Here is a 21,648-nt window from a genome sequence, read left to right on the forward strand (position 1 = left end):
CTGATTATGTACCATGTCGTCTGCGCAACAACTAATCCAGCCAAAATTCAGGCAATTCACCAGGCATTCGACGATATCTATGGGGAGGGATGCTGCCATATTGAACCCGTCGCCGTCGATAGTGGTGTGCCTGAACAGCCATTTGGAAACCATGAAACGCGAACTGGCGCACGATGCCGAATTATGAACGCCCGTCAGGTGCGTCCGGAAGCTGATTTTTGGGTGGCAGTTGAGGCAGGAATTGATGATGACAGTACATTCAGTTGGGTAGTGATTGAAAACCAAAATAAGCGTGGCGAAGCCCGTTCAGCAACGCTCCCACTTCCCAACATCATTCTTGAAAAAGTACGTGCAGGCGAAGCGTTAGGGCCTGTGATGTCTGCCTATACCGGTATCGATAAAATTGGCCGTAAAGAGGGTGCGATTGGCGTGTTCACCGCCGGGAAATTGACTCGCAGTAGCGTTTACCACCAGGCGGTTATTCTGGCGTTGAGCCCATTTCATAACGACGTTTATCGTTAACCTTTAGCGCTCAATAATTCCTGCTCCAGCCATGCACGCAGCTCTGGTGGAGCAGATTTCAAGCTATTTGAACCACGGGTAATAGTCGCAATCCCCGCACCTAGTTCATTTTTAAGCTCACGCTGACTCATCTCGCCGCGCAGTAACTCTTCGACAATTCTGACACGAGTCCCAAGGGCTGTGCGTTCGTCTGGTGTCAGTAGCAACATCAACAACGGCATATGCAACTGCTTATCGAACGATTGCTGTAGTAACTCCACAAAGCGGAGCCACTCTTGATTGCTTTGTTCGGCATGTTCTGCCGAGTATTGAGAGTGCTGAGTCATGTTATGCCACCCTACTTCATACTAATTAACTAGTACGATAGCATAACATGGACACCCCAAAATCAATAACGGCGTTGCCACTCAGTGTCCGTCAGCAACGGTGCGGATTTACCCATGAAGTATTGATAATACGCATCATAAGCCAGCACGTTTTTCACATATCCGCGCGTTTCAGAGAAGGGAATACTCTCAACAAACGCAACTGCATCGATGCGACCGGCACTGTTACCAAGCCAGGTTCTGACTCGACCCGGCCCCGCATTATAAGCAGCTGAGGAGAAGATCCTGTTCTTCTCAAATTGCTGATAGACGGACTGCAAATACGTGGTACCAATATTGATATTGGTTTCAGGGTCGAGTAACTGAGAGGGGCTGCTGTAACCTGGAATGTTGAAGACTTTCACAGTATGCGCAGCCGTAGCGGGCATAACTTGCATCAAGCCGCTGGCTCCAACAGGTGATTTCACTTTCGGGTTCCAGGCACTTTCCTGACGCGCAATCGCCATTGCATAGCTTTGCGAGATATCTTTATCGCTAACATAACGAGAGAAAACATCCTTATACGCCAGAGGGAAACGTTCCTCCAGATGATCCCAGAGCTTCCCGGCGATCGTTGCCTGTACGCTAAGATCCCACCAGTTTTGATCAAACGCGTAACGTGCCAATCCTTCCTGCTCTGGTTTGCTGCGGCTGGTGATTAAATTAGCCCATTCGCTGCGCGCAGTGTTATCCATCTGCCAGTACATTAACTCGCGCACTCGTGCCATTTCTGGCCCCTGGACCAGCGCAGGATTCACCGCTACCGCTTTGTCTACACGCAACGGGTAGTCTTCCCCTAAACGCTGGGCTGCCACCATTGGGTAAAATCCGCGTTGCTGCATTAAAGAATGCAGAATCTCTTTGGCTTCCGCATCCCGGCCTCGTTCCAACAATAGATCTGCTTGCCAATAGCGCCATTCATCTTTCTCTTTGGCTTCCATCGGTAAACGCGCAAGCCAGGTATTCAGGCCAGTACGATCGCCCGTTCCCAGCGCCATACGTACACGTCTCTCAACTAGCGTCGTGGATTCTGAACGCATAATGGTATCATCGCGCCATGCAGCCTGTTCGGCCGTAACATCATTGCCCATCAAACGCCAGGCGACGGTATCTCTAAGCTCCTGAGCCTGAGAGTCATTAAGTTGCTGCGCTTGCACCAGTGAAGGGATCATCATGCGCGCATTTTCTACGTCATCCCGGGCCACTCGAGTAAAAGCAATTGCCGCAGCCTGACGCGTAAAGTCTGTTGCACCCACGGTTTGCGCAAAAGTCAGCACCGAATTGGGATTGTTTTGCAGAGTTATTAGCGCGCTGGATATGGTCTGATAATCCGCAGGCATTTGGCTTGCGAGGTTGTTGACCAGCGAGGTATTGCCCTCTTTCATCGCCAGGCGAATACGCTCCAGATAGGCCAACGGATCTTGTGTCCCTGAAGAGCGCCACGCCGAGAATAAACGGTCACAGCTTGACGGCAGATTCTTCCCGGTCAGCCATAAATCTTTTGCTCCCGCCCATGCGTCATCCGTCTGGCCGGTGTTCCATTTCGCGTAGTAATAATTACATTTAGATTCAGTCGTGCCCGGCTGCTCAGGGCTAAATGCCAGCAAGCCACGCCAGTCTTCACGACGGGCGAGTTCATTCACAAAGCGTGACTTCAGGGAGCGGGCTGGCGGCAGTGTTGGGTTTGCCTCAATAAAGCGACTAACGACAAGCGTTGGCTCATTCATTAAGTCATCTGTAATCTGGCGATATTCGAGATAAGGATAGAGAGGATAATCCTGCAACGTGGGCATCATTCGCTGCACCACATCCATTTGCTTGCTATCCCACGCTTGTTTGATTTGTGCGTATCGGCTGCGTTGCTCATCGAGCGAATCCGCACGAACTGCATGAGTTAATGCCGCAAGGCTTACAATTGCCACCAGCAATTGTCCCGCGACTTGTTTGGCTTTCCCCACAAGTTCTCCTCACATATTTACAGGCAGCATCATGCCGCCATTAGTTACTTCATGCTAACTCTGCTATTGCTGTTTCGCCACGCCAGAGCACGTTATTTTGGGTATAACACTGTCCAGAGTGTTTCGGGTAACACATCCTACTTCCCCTGCTGGGATTACCTGCTGAAAACGGCTACACTTCGCCTTTGATACGAACCATCTTAAATCACGAAAAAGAGGCGAAGTCGCACTGTGGCTCAATTCGTTTATACCATGCATCGAGTCGGCAAAGTTGTTCCGCCGAAACGTCATATCCTGAAAAATATCTCTCTTAGTTTCTTCCCTGGCGCCAAGATTGGCGTACTGGGTCTGAACGGTTCCGGTAAATCCACGCTGCTGCGCATTATGGCCGGCATTGATACCGACATCGAAGGCGAAGCTCGTCCACAACCAGGACTGAAAATCGGCTATCTGCCGCAAGAACCGCAACTCAACCTTGAACATACCGTCCGTGAGTCGGTTGAAGAAGCCGTGGCTGAAGTGGTTAATGCCCTGAAAGGCCTCGACGAAGTGTATGCTAAATACGCCGAGCCGGACGCCGATTTCGACAAGCTGGCTGCCCAACAGGGTAAGTTTGAAGAAATCATTCAGGCACACGACGGTCACAACCTGAACGTGCAACTAGAACGTGCTGCTGATGCGCTGCGTCTGCCTGACTGGGATGCGAAAATTGCTAACCTGTCCGGTGGTGAACGCCGCCGTGTAGCACTGTGCCGCCTACTGCTCGAAAAACCAGACATGCTGCTGCTCGACGAACCAACGAACCACCTGGATGCTGAATCCGTGGCGTGGCTCGAGCGCTTCCTGCACGACTTCGAAGGCACTGTTGTGGCGATTACCCACGACCGTTACTTCCTCGATAACGTTGCAGGCTGGATTCTGGAACTTGACCGCGGTGAAGGTATTCCGTGGGAAGGTAACTACTCCTCCTGGCTTGAGCAGAAAGACGAACGTCTGGCTCAGGAAGCCTCTTCGGAAGCGGCTCGCCGTAAATCCATCGAGAAAGAGCTGGAGTGGGTACGTCAGGGTGCGAAAGGCCGCCAGTCCAAAGGCAAGGCGCGTCTGGCTCGCTTTGAAGAGCTTAATAACACTGAATATCAGAAACGTAACGAAACCAACGAACTGTTTATTCCACCAGGCGCACGTCTGGGCGATAAAGTCGTTGAGGTTACCAATCTGCGTAAATCCTACGGCGACCGCCTGCTGATTGAAGACCTGACATTCTCTGTACCGAAAGGTGCAATTGTCGGGATCATCGGTCCGAACGGCGCGGGTAAATCTACCCTGTTCCGTATGATGTCTGGCCAGGAACAGCCAGATAGCGGCACCATTGAACTGGGCGAAACCGTCAAACTGGCGTCTGTGGATCAGTTCCGTGATGCAATGGACAACAGCAAAACCGTGTGGGAAGAAGTTTCCGGCGGCCAGGACATCATGCGTGTCGGTAACACCGAAATGCCAAGCCGTGCGTACGTTGGTCGCTTTAACTTCAAAGGCGTCGACCAGGGTAAACGTGTCGGTGAGTTGTCCGGTGGTGAGCGTGGTCGTCTGCACCTTGCAAAATTACTGCAAGTTGGCGGCAACGTACTGCTGCTCGATGAACCAACAAACGACCTGGATATCGAAACCCTGCGCGCGTTAGAAAACGCCCTGCTGGAATTCCCAGGCTGTGCAATGGTTATCTCGCACGACCGTTGGTTCCTGGACCGTATCGCCACGCACATTCTGGATTACCAGGATGAAGGCAAAGTGGAATTCTTCGAAGGCAACTTTACTGAGTACGAAGAGTACAAGAAACGCACCCTGGGTGCGGATGCGCTGGAACCTAAGCGTATTAAGTACAAGCGCGTAACGAAGTAATAAAAATGGGGCGCTTAATGCGCCCCCTTTTTTGACAAGCCCGATTATCCCCGCTCGCCAATCATGTTCTTCACCAAATCAACACAGCGCAAGAAACGCGAATCGTAGTCAGGTTCTTCTACATGAACGTAGCTGATGTTGTTCTCATCAAGCATCGACACCAAAAGATTCTGGAACGATTTCCTGTCGGTATCACTGCCCAGGCTACGCAAGCCATCGGCTACCCACGGAGTATTGTTTTCCAGCAAAATCACCAGATCAAAGCGGTACTCATCAATCAGCGCCTGCACAAATGGGTGCTCACGCCCTTCATATTTTTTGCAGAATGCCTGAGTGGTAACAAAGTCAGTATCGATAAAAGCGACTTTATTGGCATATTTAACTGCAAAATCAACGTACTGAGCATGGCCAATCGCAATTTTATCATAGTCAGAATATTGCAATGCCATCTCATCGCCACCCAGATGGGAAAAGACATAGTCACGCCCGTATTCCCAGGCGCTGGTCGTGTTGAAAATGTTGGCGAGCTTATTCACCATCCACGACTTACCGCTCGACTCACCGCCCAGAATCGCGACGGTTCGGACAAAGAACGGTTTCACTTCAGTTGGAATGTATTCCCAGTAGCGGAACGGGTTTTCGCGGATCTGCCCACCGCTGATATTCATAAATGTGCGTTTCGGATCAATAAGCACGGTTTCAATACTGAGCTGTTCGATAAAACGTGGTGCATCATTCTCTTCAGAGGTGTAGATACAGTCAGGATTTATGCCTTTGCTTTCCATAAAAGCTTTGATGCCGCGGCTCCAGACATCCCAACCGTGTGGATACGGCTCCATCCCTTCTTCGTTAAATGAATGAATGCGAATGTTTTTCTGGTATTTAAAGGTCTGAAGCAACCAGCGCAGACGGTCACCGGTTGTCGGCTGTTGCGACATGGCACTGTCTTCAAACAGAAGACGATCGCGGGTTTCGTCATAGCCCATGATGATATGTAACTCATCAACCTGGCTTGCGGCGCGTTGAATCAAGTAGATATGGCCGGTATGCAGCGGATAAAACTTTCCGAAGACAACGCCCACTTTTTTCTCACGCCGGGGAAATTCAAGGCCGAGGAAACGATGTAATGCTTCCAGTTTCTGCGCACTTGGGCTTTTGATTTTGGCGTTCAGTAACTGGCTAAGATAACCCTTGGTCATGCCGCAGGATTCTGCAACTTGCTGTAGCGTAACGTTCTGCTGACGAATAGCAGTCTTCAGGTACTCAAAAGACGACATGTTGCCTGCTCCTGCAAAATGGGAAATATACCCTAAATCATTCGAGTTGCAGCCAACACTGCTGCAACCTGAATTATGACGGGTATCAATTATAAGTCGTCAAATACCGACAGCGCATCAGCAAGTTTTTTCACCCCGAAGACCTGCATCCCTTCTGGTAATTTTTTCGGCACATTCGCCTGCGGCACAATCGCCCGTTTAAAACCGTGTTTTGCGGCTTCAGAAATACGTTCCTGCCCGCTTGGCACCGGGCGAATTTCACCTGCCAACCCAACCTCACCAAACACCACTAAATCTTGTGGCAGAGCCCGGTTGCGCAGACTTGAAACCATCGCCAGTAAAAGCGCGAGGTCGGCACTGGTTTCGGTAACTTTCACACCGCCAACCACGTTAACAAACACATCCTGGTCAGCCATTTGCAGCCCGCCATGGCGGTGCAAAACGGCCAATAAAATCGCCAGACGGTTTTGTTCCAGGCCAACAGCAACCCTGCGTGGGTTGGACATCATAGATTGATCCACCAGCGCCTGAATTTCTACCAGCAGCGGACGCGTCCCTTCCCACACAACCATCACAGAGCTACCGGGCGTCACTTCATCACCACGACTCAGGAAGATAGCGGAAGGGTTGCTCACTTCACGCAGACCCTGTTCCGTCATGGCAAATACGCCCAGCTCATTCACCGCACCAAAGCGGTTTTTATGGCTGCGCAGGGTGCGGAAACGGGAATCGGCATCGCCATCAAGCATCACCGAGCAGTCGATACAGTGTTCGAGGACTTTTGGCCCGGCAAGTGAACCATCTTTGGTGACGTGGCCGACCATGATAATCGCCACGCCGCGCGTTTTGGCAAAGCGCGTCAGGTAAGCGGCAGACTCACGCACCTGCGCTACGCTGCCCGGCGACGATTGTACGTCGGCCATATGCATCACCTGAATGGAGTCGATTACCATCAGCTTCGGCGCTTCTTCTTCGGCAATCATGCAGATTTGCTCAATGCCGGTTTCCGAAAGCATATTCAGGTTGTTAGTCGGCAAACCTAAGCGGTGCGCACGCATCGCCACTTGTTGCAGCGACTCTTCACCCGTGACGTACAGCGTTTTCATCTGTTCGCTGAGTTTGCACAGTGTTTGCAGCAGCAGCGTGGATTTACCCGCGCCAGGGTTACCGCCAATCAGAATGGCGCTACCCGGCACCACACCGCCGCCCAGTACGCGGTCGAACTCTTTAAAACCGGTAGAAAAACGTGGCAGTTCTTCGAGGCTGATATCAGAAAGTTTTTGTACTTTGCTGACGCCCGCACTGCCGGCATAACCAGATAAACGCTCGTTACGCGCAACTGTCGGAGAGGCGGCAATGCGCACCTCAGTGATAGTGTTCCACGCCTGGCAGGCGCTGCATTGCCCTTGCCAGCGAGGATAATCTGCACCACATTCGTTGCAGACAAATGCACGTTTCGGCGCTTTGGCCATTAGCGTTCTTCCTGAATAAGACTGCCTGAAAGAATACAGAATACACCCATCAAATCAGCATGACGGATGGTGATTTCTGTTTTCTCATTAACCTTCGGTTTCGCGTGATAAGCAATACCCAGCCCGGCAGACAGAATCATCGGTAAATCATTCGCGCCATCACCAATCGCAACAGTTTGTTCGACAGGGATTTCATATTTATCCGCGAGGCGCTTGAGCGTATCTGCTTTGAACTGAGCATCAACAATTTGACCAATAACTTCACCCGTCAGCTTGCCGTCGCAAATTTCCAGCTCATTTGCCACTACTGCATGCAAATGCAGTTTGTCGCGCAGATATTCCGCAAAGAAGGTGAAGCCGCCGGAAGCAATAGCCACTTTCCAGCCTAGCGATTCAAGCTTAAGCACCAGAGAAGTCAGTCCTGGCATCAGTGGCAGTTCATCACGTACCTGGCGCAAAATAGAAGCATTTGCTCCTTTGAGGGTCGCAACACGTTGCTTCAGGCTTGCCGCGAAGTCGAGTTCGCCACGCATCGCGCGCTCCGTCACTTCCGCTACCATTTCACCGGTGCCCGCCAGTTTGGCGATTTCATCAATGCACTCGATTTGAATGGCGGTGGAATCCATGTCCATCACCAGCAGACCCGGCGTGCGAAGATGTGGGATTTTACCCAGCGGTGCGACATCCAGCCCAGCCTCGTGCGCAAGCTTAGTTGCTCGCGGTGTTAATGAACCTGCCAGGCGAATAACCTGATAGTCTTCAACACACCATGCGGTGACGATTACCATCGCCGCACCCAATTTACGTTGGTAGTGATTCAGGCACTCTTTATTCAGATTCCGACCATACAGAAGCCAGCCACTGCGGCCAGCACGGTAATCGAGTGGCATGACTTCATCACCACTTAACGATAGCGGCAACCCAGGCCAGAGAGAGACATCGGTCGGCAGGTCGCACCAGGTCAGACTATTTGGCATCATAACTCCAGAATAAAGATAAAGGCCGGGACAAAACAACGCATGAGGCTACCTTGTCAGAGCCGCTTCTGGCAACATTAAACTGCGCAGTAAAATCGGCAATTTTCCTAAGGTGCATTATGGCTCGGGCAAAAATGAAATTCAGGCTACATCGTGCAGTGATTGTGCTTATCTGCCTCGCACTTTTAGTCGCGCTGATGCAGGGAGCGTCGTGGTTTAGCCAGGGCCACCAACAAGCCCGCAATGTGCAGCTTGAAGAGCTGGCCAAAACTTTGGCGCGCCAGGTGAGTTACAACCTGACACCGCTGATGAAATCCGAAAACCCAGATGAGAAAAAGATTTCAGCCGTCCTCAAGTTATTGACCCAAGATAGCCGTATTCTCGATGCGGGCGTTTATGACGATAGCGGCGGCCAAATCGCGCGAGCAGGTGAAGGAATTGGCGTGCGTGACAGGCTGGCGCTGGATGGCAAAAAAGCAGGCAGTTATTTTAATCAGCAAATTGTTCAGCCGATTGAAGATAAAGACGGGCCGGTTGGCTATCTGCGAATCACGCTTGATACCCACACTCTCGCTACCGAAGCTAAACAGGTGGATAACACCACGAATATTTTGCGCCTGATGATGTTGCTGGCACTGGCAATTGGCATTGTGCTGACGCGTACCCTTTTGCAGGGAAAACGCACCCGCTGGCAGCAATCTCCTTTCCTTCTCACTGCAAATACCGAAGTGAAAGAAGATGAGGAAGAACAGGCTGACAATAAGCCGTAAATAAGAAAGGATCTCTACGATGACTACCTTACGACTACTGATTTCTGACTCTTACGATCCCTGGTTCAACCTGGCCGTAGAAGAGTGTATTTTCCGCCAGATGCCCGCGACCCAGCGCGTACTCTTTTTATGGCGTAACGCAGATACCGTAGTTATTGGGCGGGCGCAAAACCCGTGGAAAGAGTGCAACACCCGTCGCATGGAAGAAGATAACGTGCGCCTGGCAAGGCGCAGCAGTGGCGGCGGCGCGGTTTTCCACGATCTGGGGAATACCTGTTTCACGTTTATGGCCGGGAAGCCGGAATACGATAAAAGCGTATCTACCGCCATTGTGGTGAATGCACTCAATTCACTGGGAATTAGCGCGACTGCTTCCGGGCGCAACGATCTGGAAGTTGCCACTGCTGAAGGGCCACGCAAAGTTTCAGGGTCCGCGTATAAAGAAACCATGGATCGCGGCTTCCACCATGGCACGCTGTTGCTCAACGCAGATTTAAGCCGCCTGGCTAACTACCTGAATCCAGATGAGAAAAAACTCCAGGCCAAAGGTATTACCTCAGTACGCGGCCGCGTTACCAATCTTGGCGAGATCCATCCGGGCCTGACTCATGCGCAAATTTGCGATGCCGTGCGCGAATCATTCTTTGCTTATTACGGCGAGCGCGTTGAAGCAGAACATATCTCGCCTGATGCCCTGCCCGACCTCCCTGGGTTTACGGAAATCTTTGCCCGCCAAAGCAGCTGGGAATGGAATTTCGGCCAGGCACCTGCATTCAGCCATTTGTTGGATCAGCGTTTTACCTGGGGCGGTGTTGAGCTGCATTTCGACGTTGAGAAAGGGCATATCACGCGCACGCAAATCTTCACTGATAGCCTGAATCCGGCCCCGCTGGAAGCTCTGGCAGCGCGCTTGCAGGGTTGTTTGTATCGTAGCGATATGTTGCAACAGCAGTGTGAAACGTTGATTGCCGATTTTCCGGAACAAGAAACGGAATTACGCGAGTTGAGCACGTGGATTGCTCAGACGGTGCGCTAAGCGAGCCGTTTAATGCTTGCCTCAACGGTATCAAGTTCTAATGCCATCCCCCTGCATAGCTCGCGAAACGCCTGGCTAATTTCTTGGTTCTGGCTTGCCTCAAGCCAGAATTGCCGTGCAAATATCAGCATTTCCAGCCAGATGTCTCTCGGCCAGATGGGGTACAAGTCACCAAAACGCCAGGCCTGCCCCGCATCATCTATTTGCCACAATGGAAACTGCCGAATCTGACGCACAGGTCTGATCAGGGCATATTGAGTCGCTCTGGCCGCCCCCGCTTTGATTACATCACTTTCAGTATTTACCAGACGTGAAAACGTCGCCTGGCTGACACCCAAACGCTGCAGCAATGAGTTTGCAGTTTGTGGTCCGTGTAGTAATAAATCAGTCAGAGCGCTCATGAGAATAGATTCTTGAATAGATACTTGAATAGATTTATAGCGCTATATACTTGAAAGGTAAGGAAGCCGAGGAGAATGAAGGGGTTTGAGTGAATAGATACTATGAACAATAAAGGGTGCCGAAGCACCCTTTTGAATCTTACTCTTTGTCGCCCAGTAACACAGACTCAAGAGCAATCTTGATCATGTCGTTAAAGGTAGTTTGGCGCTCTTCCGCAGTCGTCTGCTCGTGAGTACGGATATGGTCAGATACAGTACAGATAGTCAGTGCTTTAGCACCGAACTCTGCTGCCACGCCGTAGATACCTGCAGCTTCCATTTCCACACCCAGGATGCCGTATTTTTCCATTACGTCAAACATGGTTGGGTCTGGCGTGTAGAACAGGTCCGCGGAGAAGATGTTGCCTACGCGAGCGTCTACGCCCAGCGCTTTAGCCGCATCAACGGCATTGCGAACCATATCGAAGTCAGCGATAGCTGCGAAATCGTGGTCTTTAAAACGCAGACGGTTCACTTTAGAGTCGGTACAAGCACCCATGCCGATAACCACGTCACGCAGTTTCACATCAGCACGAACCGCGCCGCAAGAACCCACACGAATGATTTTCTTCACGCCGAAATCGGTGATCAGTTCTTTGGTGTAGATGGAGCAGGACGGAATACCCATACCGTGACCCATTACAGAGATTTTGCGGCCTTTATAAGTACCGGTGAAGCCCAACATGCCACGCACGTTGTTCACTTCACGAACATCTTCGAGGAAAGTTTCTGCGATGTGTTTTGCACGCAACGGGTCCCCAGGCATCAAAACGACGTCTGCGAAATCACCCATTTCAGCATTAATATGTGGCGTTGCCATATTTATATCCTTGTTTGAAGAGGTAAACGTCTGGGCGGATAAAACATCTCACCCAAATCTGTAATCCATATACCCTAAATAATTCGAGTCGCAGGTGAGCTTTTTCAGCCAACACCCCTGCGGCTCAAAGAATGACGGGTATTACAGCATGTTCTTACCGTAATCCATCGGAGACGTACCGAAATAGCTAGCAACCGTCTGACCGATATCGGCGAAGGTTTCACGGTGACCTAAAGAACCGGCTTTCACTTTCGGGCCGTAAACCAGCACCGGAATGTGTTCGCGAGTATGGTCAGTGCCTTGCCAGGTTGGGTCACAACCGTGGTCAGCGGTGAGGATTAAAATATCGTCCTCTTTCAGCAGTTCCATCAGTTCTGGCAGACGGCGGTCAAACAGTTCCAGAGCTGCAGCGTAACCCGCTACATCCCGGCGGTGGCCGTAAGATGAGTCGAAATCAACGAAGTTGGTGAACACGATAGTGTCGTCGCCCGCTTCTTTCATCTCTTTGATGGTGGCGTCAAACAGCGCATCCAGACCGGTTGCTTTCACTTTTTTGGTGATACCGACTTCAGCATAGATATCCGCAATTTTACCCACGGAAACAACCTGACCATTTTTCTCATCAACCAGTTTTTTCAACACGGTTGGTGCTGGCGGTTCAACAGCCAGATCATGGCGGTTACCAGTACGCTGGAAGTTACCGGCTTTATCGCCGATAAACGGACGCGCGATAACACGGCCAATGTTGTAGCCACCTTCGGTCAACTCTTCACGTGCGATTTCGCACAGCTCATAAAGTTTATCGAGGCCGTAAGTTTCTTCATGGCAAGCAATCTGGAACACCGAGTCAGCAGAGGTATAGAAAATCGGCTTGCCGGTTTTCATATGCTCTTCGCCCAACTCATCGAGAATCACAGTACCGGATGAGTGGCAATTACCGAGGTAACCTGGCAGGTTTGCACGCTCAACCAGTTTATCCAGCAATTCTTGCGGGAAGCTGTTTTGCGTATCAGAGAAGTAACCCCAGTCAAATAACACAGGAACACCGGCGATTTCCCAGTGGCCAGACGGCGTGTCTTTACCTGATGACAGTTCATGCGCCCAGCCATATGCACCGATAACTTCTGCATTACCGTCCATACCTGCTGGGATTTTGCCGGTAGAGCCTTCGGCGGCTTTCACCAGACCCAGGCGGGTCAGGTTTGGCAAATTCAGTGGCCCTTTACGGCCTTTGTCTGCTTCGCCTTTGGCACAAGCTTCTGCGATGTGCCCGAAAGTATCAGAGCCAACATCGCCAAATTTTGCTGCATCTTCTGTTGCGCCGATACCGAAAGAGTCCAGCACCATAATAAATGCACGTTTCATAATTTCTCCTGCGTCGTTGCGCCTGAAACGCCCGGAGGCGTTTCAAAAAGTGATCAGATCAGTATGCCAGCAATTAGCTAATACGGCGATACACATCTGGCGTTTGTGCCGGTGCGGTCTCGTTAACTTTAATTGCCGCTTTAACAGCACGTGCCGCTTCCTGCCATTGAGCTTCACTTGCTGCATGAATCACTGCCAGTGGACGTGAGGTATCTACACTCTCGCCCAGACGAGCCATGTCGGTAAAGCCAACACTGTAGTCCAGAGAATCAGAAGCCTGACGACGACCACCGCCCATGGAAACAACCGCCATACCTAATGCACGAGTGTCCATCTGATTTACGAAACCAGCACGGTCTGCGAATACAGGTTTGCTCAGAACCGCGGTTGGCAGGTATTTCGCGTAATTTTCGACAAAGTCTGCCGGCCCTTTTTGAGCTGCAACCATACGACCAAATACTTCTGCCGCTTTACCGTTATCCAGCACTGCTTGCAGTTTGGCACGCGCTTCGGCGTCGTCTTTCGCAAGGTTACCGGAAAGTAACATTTCCACGCACAGCGCCATGGTCACTTCATGCAGACGTGGATTCACGTATTCGCCAGTCAGGAACTGCACGGCCTCACGCACTTCAACAGCATTACCCGCGCTGGATGCCAGCACCTGGTTCATGTCGGTCAGCAATGCCGTGGTTTTAACGCCCGCGCCATTTGCCACGCCAACAATCGCTTCAGCAAGCAATTCGGAAAGCTCGTAAGTTGGCATAAATGCGCCACTGCCCACTTTCACATCCATCACTAGCGCATCCAGGCCTTCTGCCAGTTTCTTCGCAAGAATCGACGCGGTGATCAGCGGAATGGAGTCTACGGTCGCGGTAATGTCACGCGTCGCGTAGAAGCGCTTATCAGCCGGAGCAAGCGAGTTTGTCTGGCCGATAATCGCCACACCGACATTTTTGATGATGTCGCGGAAACGGTTATCGTCCGGGAAAATATCAAAGCCTGGGATCGCTTCAAGTTTATCGAGCGTACCGCCAGTGTGGCCTAAACCTCGGCCAGAGATCATTGGGATGTAACCACCGCATGCCGCCACCATTGGGCCGAGCATCAAGGACGTCACATCACCCACGCCGCCCGTTGAGTGTTTATCAACGATTGGGCCGTTCAGGTTAAGGCTCTTCCAGTCCAACACGGTTCCTGAATCTCGCATCGCCATGGTCAGTGATACGCGTTCAGGCATAGTCATGTCGTGGAAGAAAATGGTCATTGCCAGTGCGGCAATCTGCCCTTCGGAGATGGTGTTATCTCGAATACCATTAATGAAGAAACGAATCTCCTCATCACTTAGAGCATGGCCATCACGTTTTTTACGAATAATTTCTTGAGCGAGGAACAAGGTAACCCCCTGAGTGCATCAGGTGAAATGCGGCGGGGAGCCCGCCGCAAAGGAAGAGATTAGTAAGCGCTGGCGCTTTTACCGTCGCCATGACCCAGCGCTTTTAACAAGCTCGCGAGCAGGCTGGAAGCACCAAAGCGGTAGTGACGCGAATCAGCCCAGTCAGCACCAAACAGGTCATCAGCGATAGACAGGAACAGCGCTGCATCTTCAGCAGTACGCACGCCACCAGCTGGTTTGAAACCAACAGTTTTTTCAACGCCCATATCACGAATAACTTCCATCATGATGCGTGCGCTTTCAGGTGTTGCGTTGACTGGCACTTTACCAGTAGAGGTTTTGATGAAATCAGCGCCTGCTTTGATAGAGATTTCAGAAGCTTTACGAATCAGCGCTTCTTCTTTCAGCTCACCAGTTTCGATGATGACTTTCAGCAAAACGTTAGCCGCAGCACAGGCTTCTTTACAGGCTTTCACCAGTTCGAAACCAACTTGTTCGTTACCGGCGATCAGCGCACGGTATGGGAACACCACATCAACTTCGTCTGCGCCATAAGCGATAGCTGCACGAGTTTCAGCCAGCGCGATTTCGATATCGTCGTTGCCGTGTGGGAAGTTGGTCACCGTCGCGATGCGAATATCAGGTGTGCCCTGAGCATTCAGAGTTTTACGCGCGATTGGGATGAAGCGCGGGTAGATACAAATAGCTGCGGTGTTGCCCACTGAAGTTTTTGCCTGATGACAAAGTGCGATCACTTTTTCATTAGTGTCATCGTCATTCAGAGTGGTCAGATCCATCAGTTTCAGGGCGCGCAGGCTGCTTGCAGTTAAATCGGTCATAACATTCTCCAACAAAAGATATAGAATCAGTTGCGATGTTATAATTATAACATTCACAACCCTGATGGTTTTGCGGATAGCTTCACAAAAGCCACGATGAAATTACATAATTTGTACAGTATATGTGATTTAACAACGAGTGATAACGGAAAAGTCATCGCCAGATATAAAAAATGGCCGGCGCAAGCGCCAGCCATTGATTTCACAGAGATGTTATAATTTTAACATCTCTTTTTTATAATGACAGGAAGACCCCGGCAATTGTGGCACTCATCAGGTTTGACAATGTACCTGCTGCTACAGCCTTAAGACCTAACTGGGCAATATCATGACGACGGTTTGGAGCCATGCTTCCAAGTCCACCAATCAGGATAGCGATAGAAGAAAGGTTAGCAAAACCACACAGAGCGAAGGAGATAATTGCTTTGGTGTGATCTGACAGAACTTGCAGACCTGCTGCCGCTACAGTCGCGTCATCTTTCAGGTATTCCCCGAAGTTCAGGTACGCCACAAATTCGTTGATGATTAACTTCTGGCCGATGAAGGAACCAGCAACGTTAGCTTCACTCCACGGTACACCGATAACCCATGCCAGCGGTGAGAACACCCAGCCGAGAATCAGTTCCATAGACAGTTGCGGATAGTTGAACCAACCACCAATGCCAGAAAGCATACCGTTAAGCAGTGCAATTAAAGCAACAAACGCCAGCAGCATTGCGCCCACGTTCAGAGCCAGTTGCATACCAGAAGCTGCACCTGATGCCGCAGCATCCAGCACGTTTGCCGGGCGGTCGGGATCATTTTTCAAAGAGTCCAGTTCAGGTGAGTCGTTTGGCGTTTCGGTCTCAGGCAGGATAATTTTGGCGAACAGTAACCCGCCAGGGGCTGCCATAAATGAAGCGGCAATCAGGTACTCTAGTGGCACGCCCATTTGCGCGTAACCTGCCAGTACTGAACCTGCAACAGAAGCCAAACCACCACACATTACAGCGAACAGTTCTGAACGCGTCATGGTGGCGATATAAGGACGAACAACCAGCGGAGCTTCAGTCTGACCAACAAAGATATTTGCTGTTGCAGACAGAGATTCTGTACGGGAAGTCTTCAGAATCTTACGCAGACCACCGCCGAGAATACGAATAACAAACTGCATAATGCCAAGGTAGTACAGCACAGCAATCAGTGAGGAGAAGAAGACAATAATTGGCAGGACACGCAGTGCGAAAATAAATCCGCCGCCGCCAAAGACTTCGAACATTTTGTCTGAAACTAAGCCACCGAACAGGAAGGAAATACCGGCGTTACCGTAACCAATTACGTTAGCGACCCCTTCGGACATAGCGAGCAGAACCTGGCGACCGACCGGAACATACAGGATTAGCGCCCCGATACCGACCTGAATAATCCATGCACCTAAAACAGTACGCAGATTAATTGCTTTGCGATTACTGGAAAGTAGAACGGCGATCAGCAGCAGAACGATCATGCCGATCAATCCCATGAGTAGTTGCATACAGAATCCCTGTGTATTGAATGAAAAAGGAAAGCGAGCTAAAAAAACCTTAGTGAGGCGGGATTATAACGGCAGGGAGGCCAGTAAATGGAATGGCAATCACGTATTTATAGACATTCACGGAAACGTTTGTCTTATTAAGTGAGCCAAGTCACATTTTGTTACTTACTATTTCATTGCAAATAATTCATTGCAGTTATTAATGATCGCATTCGCGATAACTTCGGGAGATTCTGAACGCAGTGTAGAAAGTGTCTGAAAAACATTAACAATGCGTTCCGGGCGATTCGGCTGCCCCTGCCAGCCGTTAAGCGGCATATCAGGTGCATCCGTTTCCAGTACCAGCGCGCTAAGGGGTAAGCGCGCCATAACATCTCGCGTTTTGCTAGCACGTGGGTAAGTAATCGTGCCACCCACACCAATTTTGTAACCCATCGCCACAAAACGCTCGGCCTGTTGCAGGCTCCCCGAAAAACCATGTACCACACCAGTGCGCGGTAAATTATGACGCTTCAAATGCGCGGCAAGTTTGTCGTGCGTGCGACGTGAATGGAGAATGACAGGTAAGTCATAACGTTTTGCCAGTTTTAGCTGCGCATCCAGCATCGCTTCTTGTTTATCAAAAAGCGGATTTTCCATATAAAGATCGAGTCCTATCTCACCGATAGCCACTAATTTTTCCGGCCGCTGTTTAAGGTAATGCTCAAGCAGCGCTAAAGACGCATCCTGATGCTTGTGAATCACTATTGGATGCAAACCGACTGCGGCATATAGCGCCGGGTAATTGTCTGCCAGCGCAAGTACCGTGTTAAACCGGTCAGCTTCGATTGCCGGAACAATGATTTTTGTTACGCCCGCTTGCGCCGCGAGGGCAATGCTGTTGGCTTCATCATCGCTAAACGGCGGAAAGTCGAAGTGACAATGGGTATCGTAAAACGTCATCGTCACGCCGTATCTTCGTTATTGAAAGTGGCGTCGTTAGCTTCTGGTGTTTCAATCACCGCTTTAGACAATGGCTCAGTGACCACGGCTTGCGGAACGACCACCGGCCCCGGAACGACAATACGCGGAAGGTGGCGTTTTATTGGCGGCTTATCCGAGAGCAATTTCCCGATGGTTGCGAGGAAGTAACGTCCGCATAAACGTCCAGTTTTATAGTCGGTATTTAGCGCGTGTAATCGGCTGCCCAATGCAGAGCTCATCAATGGTTTCGGTGGGTAAATCTCGAAGATACGCAGTTTACCTGGCGGCTTTTCAATGAAGTTCTGAATCTCGCGATAGCTGGCTTCATGGTGATGTACCAGGTTTAATAAGGGCTGCAGGCTGCTGTCGCCAAGCCAACGCTCCATACGTTTAAACCATTCAGGTGTGTAATACATTTGCGAAGGGACGGTGCGAATTACGACCAAAGTATCGGCTCCCAGGCGCACAGCTTCTCTCACCGGTACCGCATCGCTTATTCCTCCATCCTGGTAACCGATGCCGTCAATCTCAACCCCGCTACGGTAAAAGCCAGGAATCGCACTTGAGGCTTTCAGAAGATTCAGCCATGTGCCGCTGTCCGGGGAAAAATATCCCGGCGTGTAGTCATCGCTGCGACAAGCACACATATAGAACGCTTTACCAGACTCAAACATTTTTTCTGCAGTGCCCATCGAGAGCGGAATTTTTGCTGAGGTGGATTCCACGAGCCAATCGAGATCGATGAGATGCCCGCCACGCACAAAGCGCAGAGGATCAAAAAATTCGCGAGTTGTAGTAAAACGAGTGATCACTCTTCTGGCATAACCCGGCTGGTTACAAACATAAGCTGAAAGGTTTTGCGCACCGGCAGAAGTGCCTAAGAAGAGGTCAAACGGGTTGAAATTAGCGCGCATAAATTCGTCCAGCACGCCGGCTGTGAATATCCCACGCTGCCCGCCACCTTCACAAACAATGGCAAGTTTTCCGGGACGAAACTTTGGAAGCGCAAGCGGCGAAATATTGCCGAGCGTTACGGGTATTCTTTGTCCCACCCTGCTTTCCTTAATCTAAAGGATATTTATTATTAGATATTGGTTATTTGTTAGTCGCTTAAAAACGCGAGAGCCAGTCTAAATAGACTGGCTCTCTGGTCTGTCTCTAAATGTTATAGCACGTAAATATTGCTATGGGCGTTTTCGACCCATAAACAGGCTAACCAAGAACAGAATAATACCTACCACGAAGACAATTTTTGCTGCACCTGCCGCAGTACCCGCGAGAGTACCAAAACCCAGTGCTGCTGCAATCAACGCAATGACCAGAAAAATAATGCCCCAACGAAACATAAGCTTCTCCTTAACCATAATGAACCCGAATCGCTTCTGGATGAGTGCCAGATACACACTCATTGGCGATATTGAGTAACGATGTTGCTGACCTACTCCCCCGGCATTACACCGAAGGAGAAAGTTTCTATATGCCCTGTTACTTCACTTTCAGGTCGTTTTTGACGCTTTTCACGCCATCAACTGCTTTAGCGATACTTTCGGCTCGAGCAGACTGTGCATTCGATTCCACGGTACCGGATAGCTGTACAACACCTTCAGTGGTTTCCACTTTCACGTGACGTGAAGGGACGATGTCATCAGCTAAAAGTTTAGCTTTAATTTCGCTAGTGGTCGCAGTATCGCCTGCATAACCGCTGACAGATTTATCAGACCCGTTACGCACATGAAGTTTGTCGCTCACAGAAGAAACCCCTTCCACGCCTTTTGCGACAGTTACGGCCTGTTCGGCCTGCGCCTGGCTTTCAACAAAGCCACTGAGCGTTACCACTTTCTTGTCGGTTTTCACGGAGATATCGGTACTCTTGATATTGTCATGATCGACCAGGGCGGCTTTCACTTTCGCCGTGATACTGCTGTCATCCATGAAATTACCGACGTCTTTTACGGAGCTATCAATTTTTTCGCCTGCTGTGTCCGCTGTCGATTCGGTTTTGTTAAGCATCTTGTCTTCTGCTAAAGCGCTACCGCTTGCCAGCACAGAGCCAAGAACAACAGCTAACAGAGTTTTAGAAATCTTAGTCGTAGTCATAGTCATCGATTAATTCCTATAGTTTTGCTCACTATTTGAGCACAAGCCTTCAGGTACCGGCTTTCCTTAAACATCAGGCCAAGTGGTACGGCCTAAAAATTTTGCGATCAGTTTTTAATAGCGCCAGGAAAATTGAGTACGAATGAACCCGCCAGAAATCTTCATTTACGTGGCATTTTCAACCAACCAATTTGTCACTGGTTTGTTAAATATAGACAACAATCACGGAATTGCATGGCGAAAGTGGGTGAACATGAGGGAAATGCGGGAAATTAAGAACAATCCGTAAGGGATTAATAAGACGGGAAAAGTAGCAGGACGCGACGGCTGCCGCGCCCTGAGAGACGATTAATGCTCGCGGGTTTTACGGAACGTGACTTCTGGGTAACGGTCTTGTGTCAGGTTCAGGTTGACCATTGTTGGAGCGATATAAGCCAGGTTATCACCACCATCAAGGGCCAACTGCATTTCGTTTTTCCGTTTGAATTCTTCAAACTTCTTAACGTCTGTGCTTTCTACCCAACGCGCCGTTGAGACGTTGACCGACTCGTAAATCGCTTCAACGTTGTATTCACTTTTCAGACGCGCCACAACCACGTCGAACTGCAGCACACCGACCGCGCCAACAATCAGATCATTGTTCGCGATTGGACGGAATACCTGTACCGCGCCCTCTTCAGAAAGCTGTACCAAACCTTTCAGCAACTGTTTCTGTTTCAGCGGATCACGCAGACGAATACGACGGAAAAGTTCCGGTGCGAAGTTCGGAATACCGGTGAACTTCATCATTTCGCCTTGAGTGAAGGTATCACCAATCTGAATGGTGCCGTGGTTGTGCAGGCCGATAATATCGCCTGGATACGCTTCTTCAACGTGCGAACGGTCGCCCGCCATAAAGGTTAACGCATCAGAAATCACCACATCTTTACCGGTACGAACCTGGCGCAGTTTCATGCCTTTTTCATACTTACCGGAAACCACACGCATAAAGGCAACGCGGTCACGGTGTTTCGGGTCCATGTTGGCCTGAATCTTAAATACGAAGCCGGTGAATTTATCTTCTGCTGCTTTTACTTCACGAGTATCAGTTTTGCGCGGCATTGGAGCAGGTGCCCAATCAACCAGGCCATCGAGCATGTGGTCAACACCAAAATTGCCCAATGCAGTACCGAAGAAGACAGGGGTCAGCTCACCTTCAAGGAACAGCTCACGATCAAATTCGTGGGAAGCGCCTTGAACCAGTTCCAGCTCATCACGCAATTGTGCAGCCAGGTCTTCACCAACAGCTGCATCCAGCTCTGGGTTATCTAGCCCTTTAACAATGCGCACTTCCTGAATGGTGTGACCTTTACCAGTCTGGTAGAGGTAAGTTTCGTCTTTATAAAGGTGATAAACACCTTTGAACAACTTGCCACAACCGATTGGCCAGGTGATTGGTGAACAGGCGATTTTCAGCTCACGTTCAACTTCATCCATCACTTCCATTGGGTCGCGGATATCGCGGTCCAGTTTGTTCATGAAGGTGAGAATTGGCGTATCACGCAGACGGGTAACTTCCATCAACTTACGGGTACGATCTTCTACACCTTTCGCGGCATCGATAACCATCAAACAGCAGTCAACTGCGGTCAGAGTACGATAAGTATCTTCGGAGAAGTCTTCGTGCCCTGGGGTATCGAGCAGGTTAACCAGGCAGTCGTGATACGGGAATTGCATGACAGAGGTGGTAATCGAGATACCACGCTGCTTTTCCATTTCCATCCAGTCAGATTTAGCATGCTGGCTGGAACCACGGCCTTTTACAGTACCGGCAGTCTGAATTGCCTGTCCGAACAGCAACACTTTTTCAGTGATAGTCGTTTTACCGGCATCGGGGTGAGAAATGATCGCAAAAGTGCGGCGTTTCCCCACTTCTTGCAAAAAAGGAGACAAAGTCATAATG

At 50.2% G+C, this 21,648-nt stretch carries 19 protein-coding genes and 1 pseudogene; 4 read left to right on the forward strand and 16 right to left on the reverse strand.

Annotation, left to right across the window (positions count from 1 at the left end; translation table 11 throughout):
- The first annotated feature begins 6 nt into the window (after positions 1 to 6).
- On the forward strand, positions 7 to 522 hold the full coding sequence (gene yjjX / locus EDF88_RS11075; RefSeq protein WP_134184693.1) for an inosine/xanthosine triphosphatase: 516 nt from the start codon (positions 7 to 9) through the stop codon (positions 520 to 522).
- On the opposite strand, the gene trpR is transcribed toward yjjX, so the two are convergent.
- Positions 519 to 848 carry a trp operon repressor gene (gene trpR / locus EDF88_RS11080; protein ID WP_064513845.1) on the reverse strand — a complete coding sequence of 110 codons (330 nt, stop codon included), beginning with the start codon at positions 846 to 848 and terminating at the stop codon, positions 519 to 521. The genes yjjX and trpR overlap by 4 nt on opposite strands.
- Positions 849 to 910: 62 nt before the next feature.
- Positions 911 to 2,845: a murein transglycosylase gene (gene sltY / locus EDF88_RS11085; RefSeq protein WP_134184695.1), complete on the reverse strand. Its 1,935-nt coding sequence runs from the start codon at positions 2,843 to 2,845 to the stop codon at positions 911 to 913.
- Between the two features lie 231 nt (positions 2,846 to 3,076).
- Here sltY and ettA point away from each other — a divergent pair, with 231 nt between their 5' ends.
- Positions 3,077 to 4,744 carry an energy-dependent translational throttle protein EttA gene (gene ettA / locus EDF88_RS11090; RefSeq protein ID WP_064513850.1) on the forward strand — a complete coding sequence of 556 codons (1,668 nt, stop codon included), beginning with the start codon at positions 3,077 to 3,079 and terminating at the stop codon, positions 4,742 to 4,744.
- A 44-nt stretch (positions 4,745 to 4,788) separates the two neighbouring features.
- Here ettA and nadR read toward each other — a convergent pair whose 3' ends face one another.
- The 3 genes from nadR to serB all read right to left on the reverse strand — a co-directional run bounded on the left by nadR (position 4,789) and on the right by serB (position 8,470).
- Positions 4,789 to 6,021 carry a multifunctional transcriptional regulator/nicotinamide-nucleotide adenylyltransferase/ribosylnicotinamide kinase NadR gene (nadR, locus tag EDF88_RS11095; protein ID WP_064513852.1) on the reverse strand — a complete coding sequence of 411 codons (1,233 nt, stop codon included), beginning with the start codon at positions 6,019 to 6,021 and terminating at the stop codon, positions 4,789 to 4,791.
- Positions 6,022 to 6,110: 89 nt separating this feature from the next.
- Entirely contained in the window at positions 6,111 to 7,493 is a 1,383-nt protein-coding gene (gene radA / locus EDF88_RS11100) for a DNA repair protein RadA (RefSeq protein WP_064513854.1), read from the reverse strand.
- The gene (gene serB / locus EDF88_RS11105; protein ID WP_064513856.1) at positions 7,493 to 8,470 is read right to left on the reverse strand and encodes a phosphoserine phosphatase; all 978 of its coding nucleotides are present in this window, start codon (positions 8,468 to 8,470) and stop codon (positions 7,493 to 7,495) included. Before serB ends, radA begins: the two co-directional genes overlap by 1 nt.
- Before the next feature lie 119 nt (positions 8,471 to 8,589).
- On the opposite strand from serB, the gene EDF88_RS11110 reads away from it, so the two are divergent.
- Both EDF88_RS11110 and lplA read left to right on the forward strand, forming a co-directional pair.
- A complete protein-coding gene (locus EDF88_RS11110; RefSeq protein ID WP_064513858.1) occupies positions 8,590 to 9,240 on the forward strand; it encodes a YtjB family periplasmic protein in 651 nt (216 codons plus the stop codon).
- A 19-nt stretch (positions 9,241 to 9,259) separates the two neighbouring features.
- A complete protein-coding gene (gene lplA, locus EDF88_RS11115; RefSeq protein ID WP_134184697.1) occupies positions 9,260 to 10,276 on the forward strand; it encodes a lipoate--protein ligase LplA in 1,017 nt (338 codons plus the stop codon).
- A 149-nt stretch (positions 10,277 to 10,425) separates the two neighbouring features.
- Here lplA and EDF88_RS24940 read toward each other — a convergent pair.
- The 11 genes and pseudogenes from EDF88_RS24940 to prfC all read right to left on the reverse strand — a co-directional run.
- Positions 10,426 to 10,677: pseudogene (locus tag EDF88_RS24940) on the reverse strand (transcriptional regulator); the annotation flags it as partial.
- A gap of 139 nt (positions 10,678 to 10,816) precedes the next feature.
- Entirely contained in the window at positions 10,817 to 11,536 is a 720-nt protein-coding gene (gene deoD, locus EDF88_RS11125; protein WP_034459469.1) for a purine-nucleoside phosphorylase, read from the reverse strand.
- 141 nt (positions 11,537 to 11,677) lie between these two features.
- Positions 11,678 to 12,901 carry a phosphopentomutase gene (gene deoB, locus EDF88_RS11130; RefSeq protein ID WP_064513864.1) on the reverse strand — a complete coding sequence of 408 codons (1,224 nt, stop codon included), beginning with the start codon at positions 12,899 to 12,901 and terminating at the stop codon, positions 11,678 to 11,680.
- Between the two features lie 73 nt (positions 12,902 to 12,974).
- Positions 12,975 to 14,294, reverse strand: a complete 1,320-nt coding sequence (deoA, locus tag EDF88_RS11135; RefSeq protein WP_064513866.1) for a thymidine phosphorylase — start codon at positions 14,292 to 14,294, stop codon at positions 12,975 to 12,977.
- Positions 14,295 to 14,353: 59 nt separating this feature from the next.
- Positions 14,354 to 15,133: a deoxyribose-phosphate aldolase gene (gene deoC, locus EDF88_RS11140; RefSeq protein WP_064513868.1), complete on the reverse strand. Its 780-nt coding sequence runs from the start codon at positions 15,131 to 15,133 to the stop codon at positions 14,354 to 14,356.
- Positions 15,134 to 15,368: 235 nt separating this feature from the next.
- Complete coding sequence (locus EDF88_RS11145; protein WP_064513871.1) at positions 15,369 to 16,646, reverse strand: NupC/NupG family nucleoside CNT transporter; 1,278 nt, start codon at positions 16,644 to 16,646, stop codon at positions 15,369 to 15,371.
- Between the two features lie 168 nt (positions 16,647 to 16,814).
- Positions 16,815 to 17,594: a TatD family hydrolase gene (locus EDF88_RS11150; protein WP_134184701.1), complete on the reverse strand. Its 780-nt coding sequence runs from the start codon at positions 17,592 to 17,594 to the stop codon at positions 16,815 to 16,817.
- A complete protein-coding gene (locus tag EDF88_RS11155) occupies positions 17,591 to 18,661 on the reverse strand; it encodes a patatin family protein (protein ID WP_134184703.1) in 1,071 nt (356 codons plus the stop codon). The genes EDF88_RS11150 and EDF88_RS11155 overlap by 4 nt, the downstream gene beginning before the upstream one ends.
- 132 nt (positions 18,662 to 18,793) lie before the next feature.
- The gene (locus EDF88_RS11160; RefSeq protein ID WP_064513877.1) at positions 18,794 to 18,955 is read right to left on the reverse strand and encodes a DUF1328 domain-containing protein; all 162 of its coding nucleotides are present in this window, start codon (positions 18,953 to 18,955) and stop codon (positions 18,794 to 18,796) included.
- Positions 18,956 to 19,094: 139 nt separating this feature from the next.
- Positions 19,095 to 19,712, reverse strand: coding sequence for a molecular chaperone OsmY (osmY, locus tag EDF88_RS11165; RefSeq protein WP_064513879.1), 618 nt, complete (start codon positions 19,710 to 19,712; stop codon positions 19,095 to 19,097).
- Positions 19,713 to 20,054: 342 nt separating this feature from the next.
- Positions 20,055 to 21,644, reverse strand: coding sequence for a peptide chain release factor 3 (gene prfC, locus EDF88_RS11170; protein ID WP_064514205.1), 1,590 nt, complete (start codon positions 21,642 to 21,644; stop codon positions 20,055 to 20,057).
- Positions 21,645 to 21,648 lie beyond the last annotated feature (4 nt).

The sequence above is a fragment of the Buttiauxella sp. BIGb0552 genome (assembly GCF_004366275.1).
Classification (GTDB): Bacteria; Pseudomonadota; Gammaproteobacteria; order Enterobacterales; family Enterobacteriaceae; genus Buttiauxella; species Buttiauxella gaviniae.

Coding starts and splice junctions, on each gene's coding strand:
- trpR (WP_064513845.1), bottom strand. CDS start 848: ATGACTCAGCACTCTCAATACTCGGCAGAACATGCCGAACAAAGCAAT.
- deoC (WP_064513868.1), bottom strand. CDS start 15,133: ATGACCGATTTAACTGCAAGCAGCCTGCGCGCCCTGAAACTGATGGAT.
- nadR (WP_064513852.1), bottom strand. CDS start 6,021: ATGTCGTCTTTTGAGTACCTGAAGACTGCTATTCGTCAGCAGAACGTT.
- serB (WP_064513856.1), bottom strand. CDS start 8,470: ATGCCAAATAGTCTGACCTGGTGCGACCTGCCGACCGATGTCTCTCTC.
- deoD (WP_034459469.1), bottom strand. CDS start 11,536: ATGGCAACGCCACATATTAATGCTGAAATGGGTGATTTCGCAGACGTC.
- prfC (WP_064514205.1), bottom strand. CDS start 21,644: ATGACTTTGTCTCCTTTTTTGCAAGAAGTGGGGAAACGCCGCACTTTT.
- EDF88_RS11110 (WP_064513858.1), top strand. CDS start 8,590: ATGGCTCGGGCAAAAATGAAATTCAGGCTACATCGTGCAGTGATTGTG.
- EDF88_RS11145 (WP_064513871.1), bottom strand. CDS start 16,646: ATGCAACTACTCATGGGATTGATCGGCATGATCGTTCTGCTGCTGATC.
- radA (WP_064513854.1), bottom strand. CDS start 7,493: ATGGCCAAAGCGCCGAAACGTGCATTTGTCTGCAACGAATGTGGTGCA.
- deoB (WP_064513864.1), bottom strand. CDS start 12,901: ATGAAACGTGCATTTATTATGGTGCTGGACTCTTTCGGTATCGGCGCA.
- yjjX (WP_134184693.1), top strand. CDS start 7: ATGTACCATGTCGTCTGCGCAACAACTAATCCAGCCAAAATTCAGGCA.
- osmY (WP_064513879.1), bottom strand. CDS start 19,712: ATGACTATGACTACGACTAAGATTTCTAAAACTCTGTTAGCTGTTGTT.
- lplA (WP_134184697.1), top strand. CDS start 9,260: ATGACTACCTTACGACTACTGATTTCTGACTCTTACGATCCCTGGTTC.
- EDF88_RS11160 (WP_064513877.1), bottom strand. CDS start 18,955: ATGTTTCGTTGGGGCATTATTTTTCTGGTCATTGCGTTGATTGCAGCA.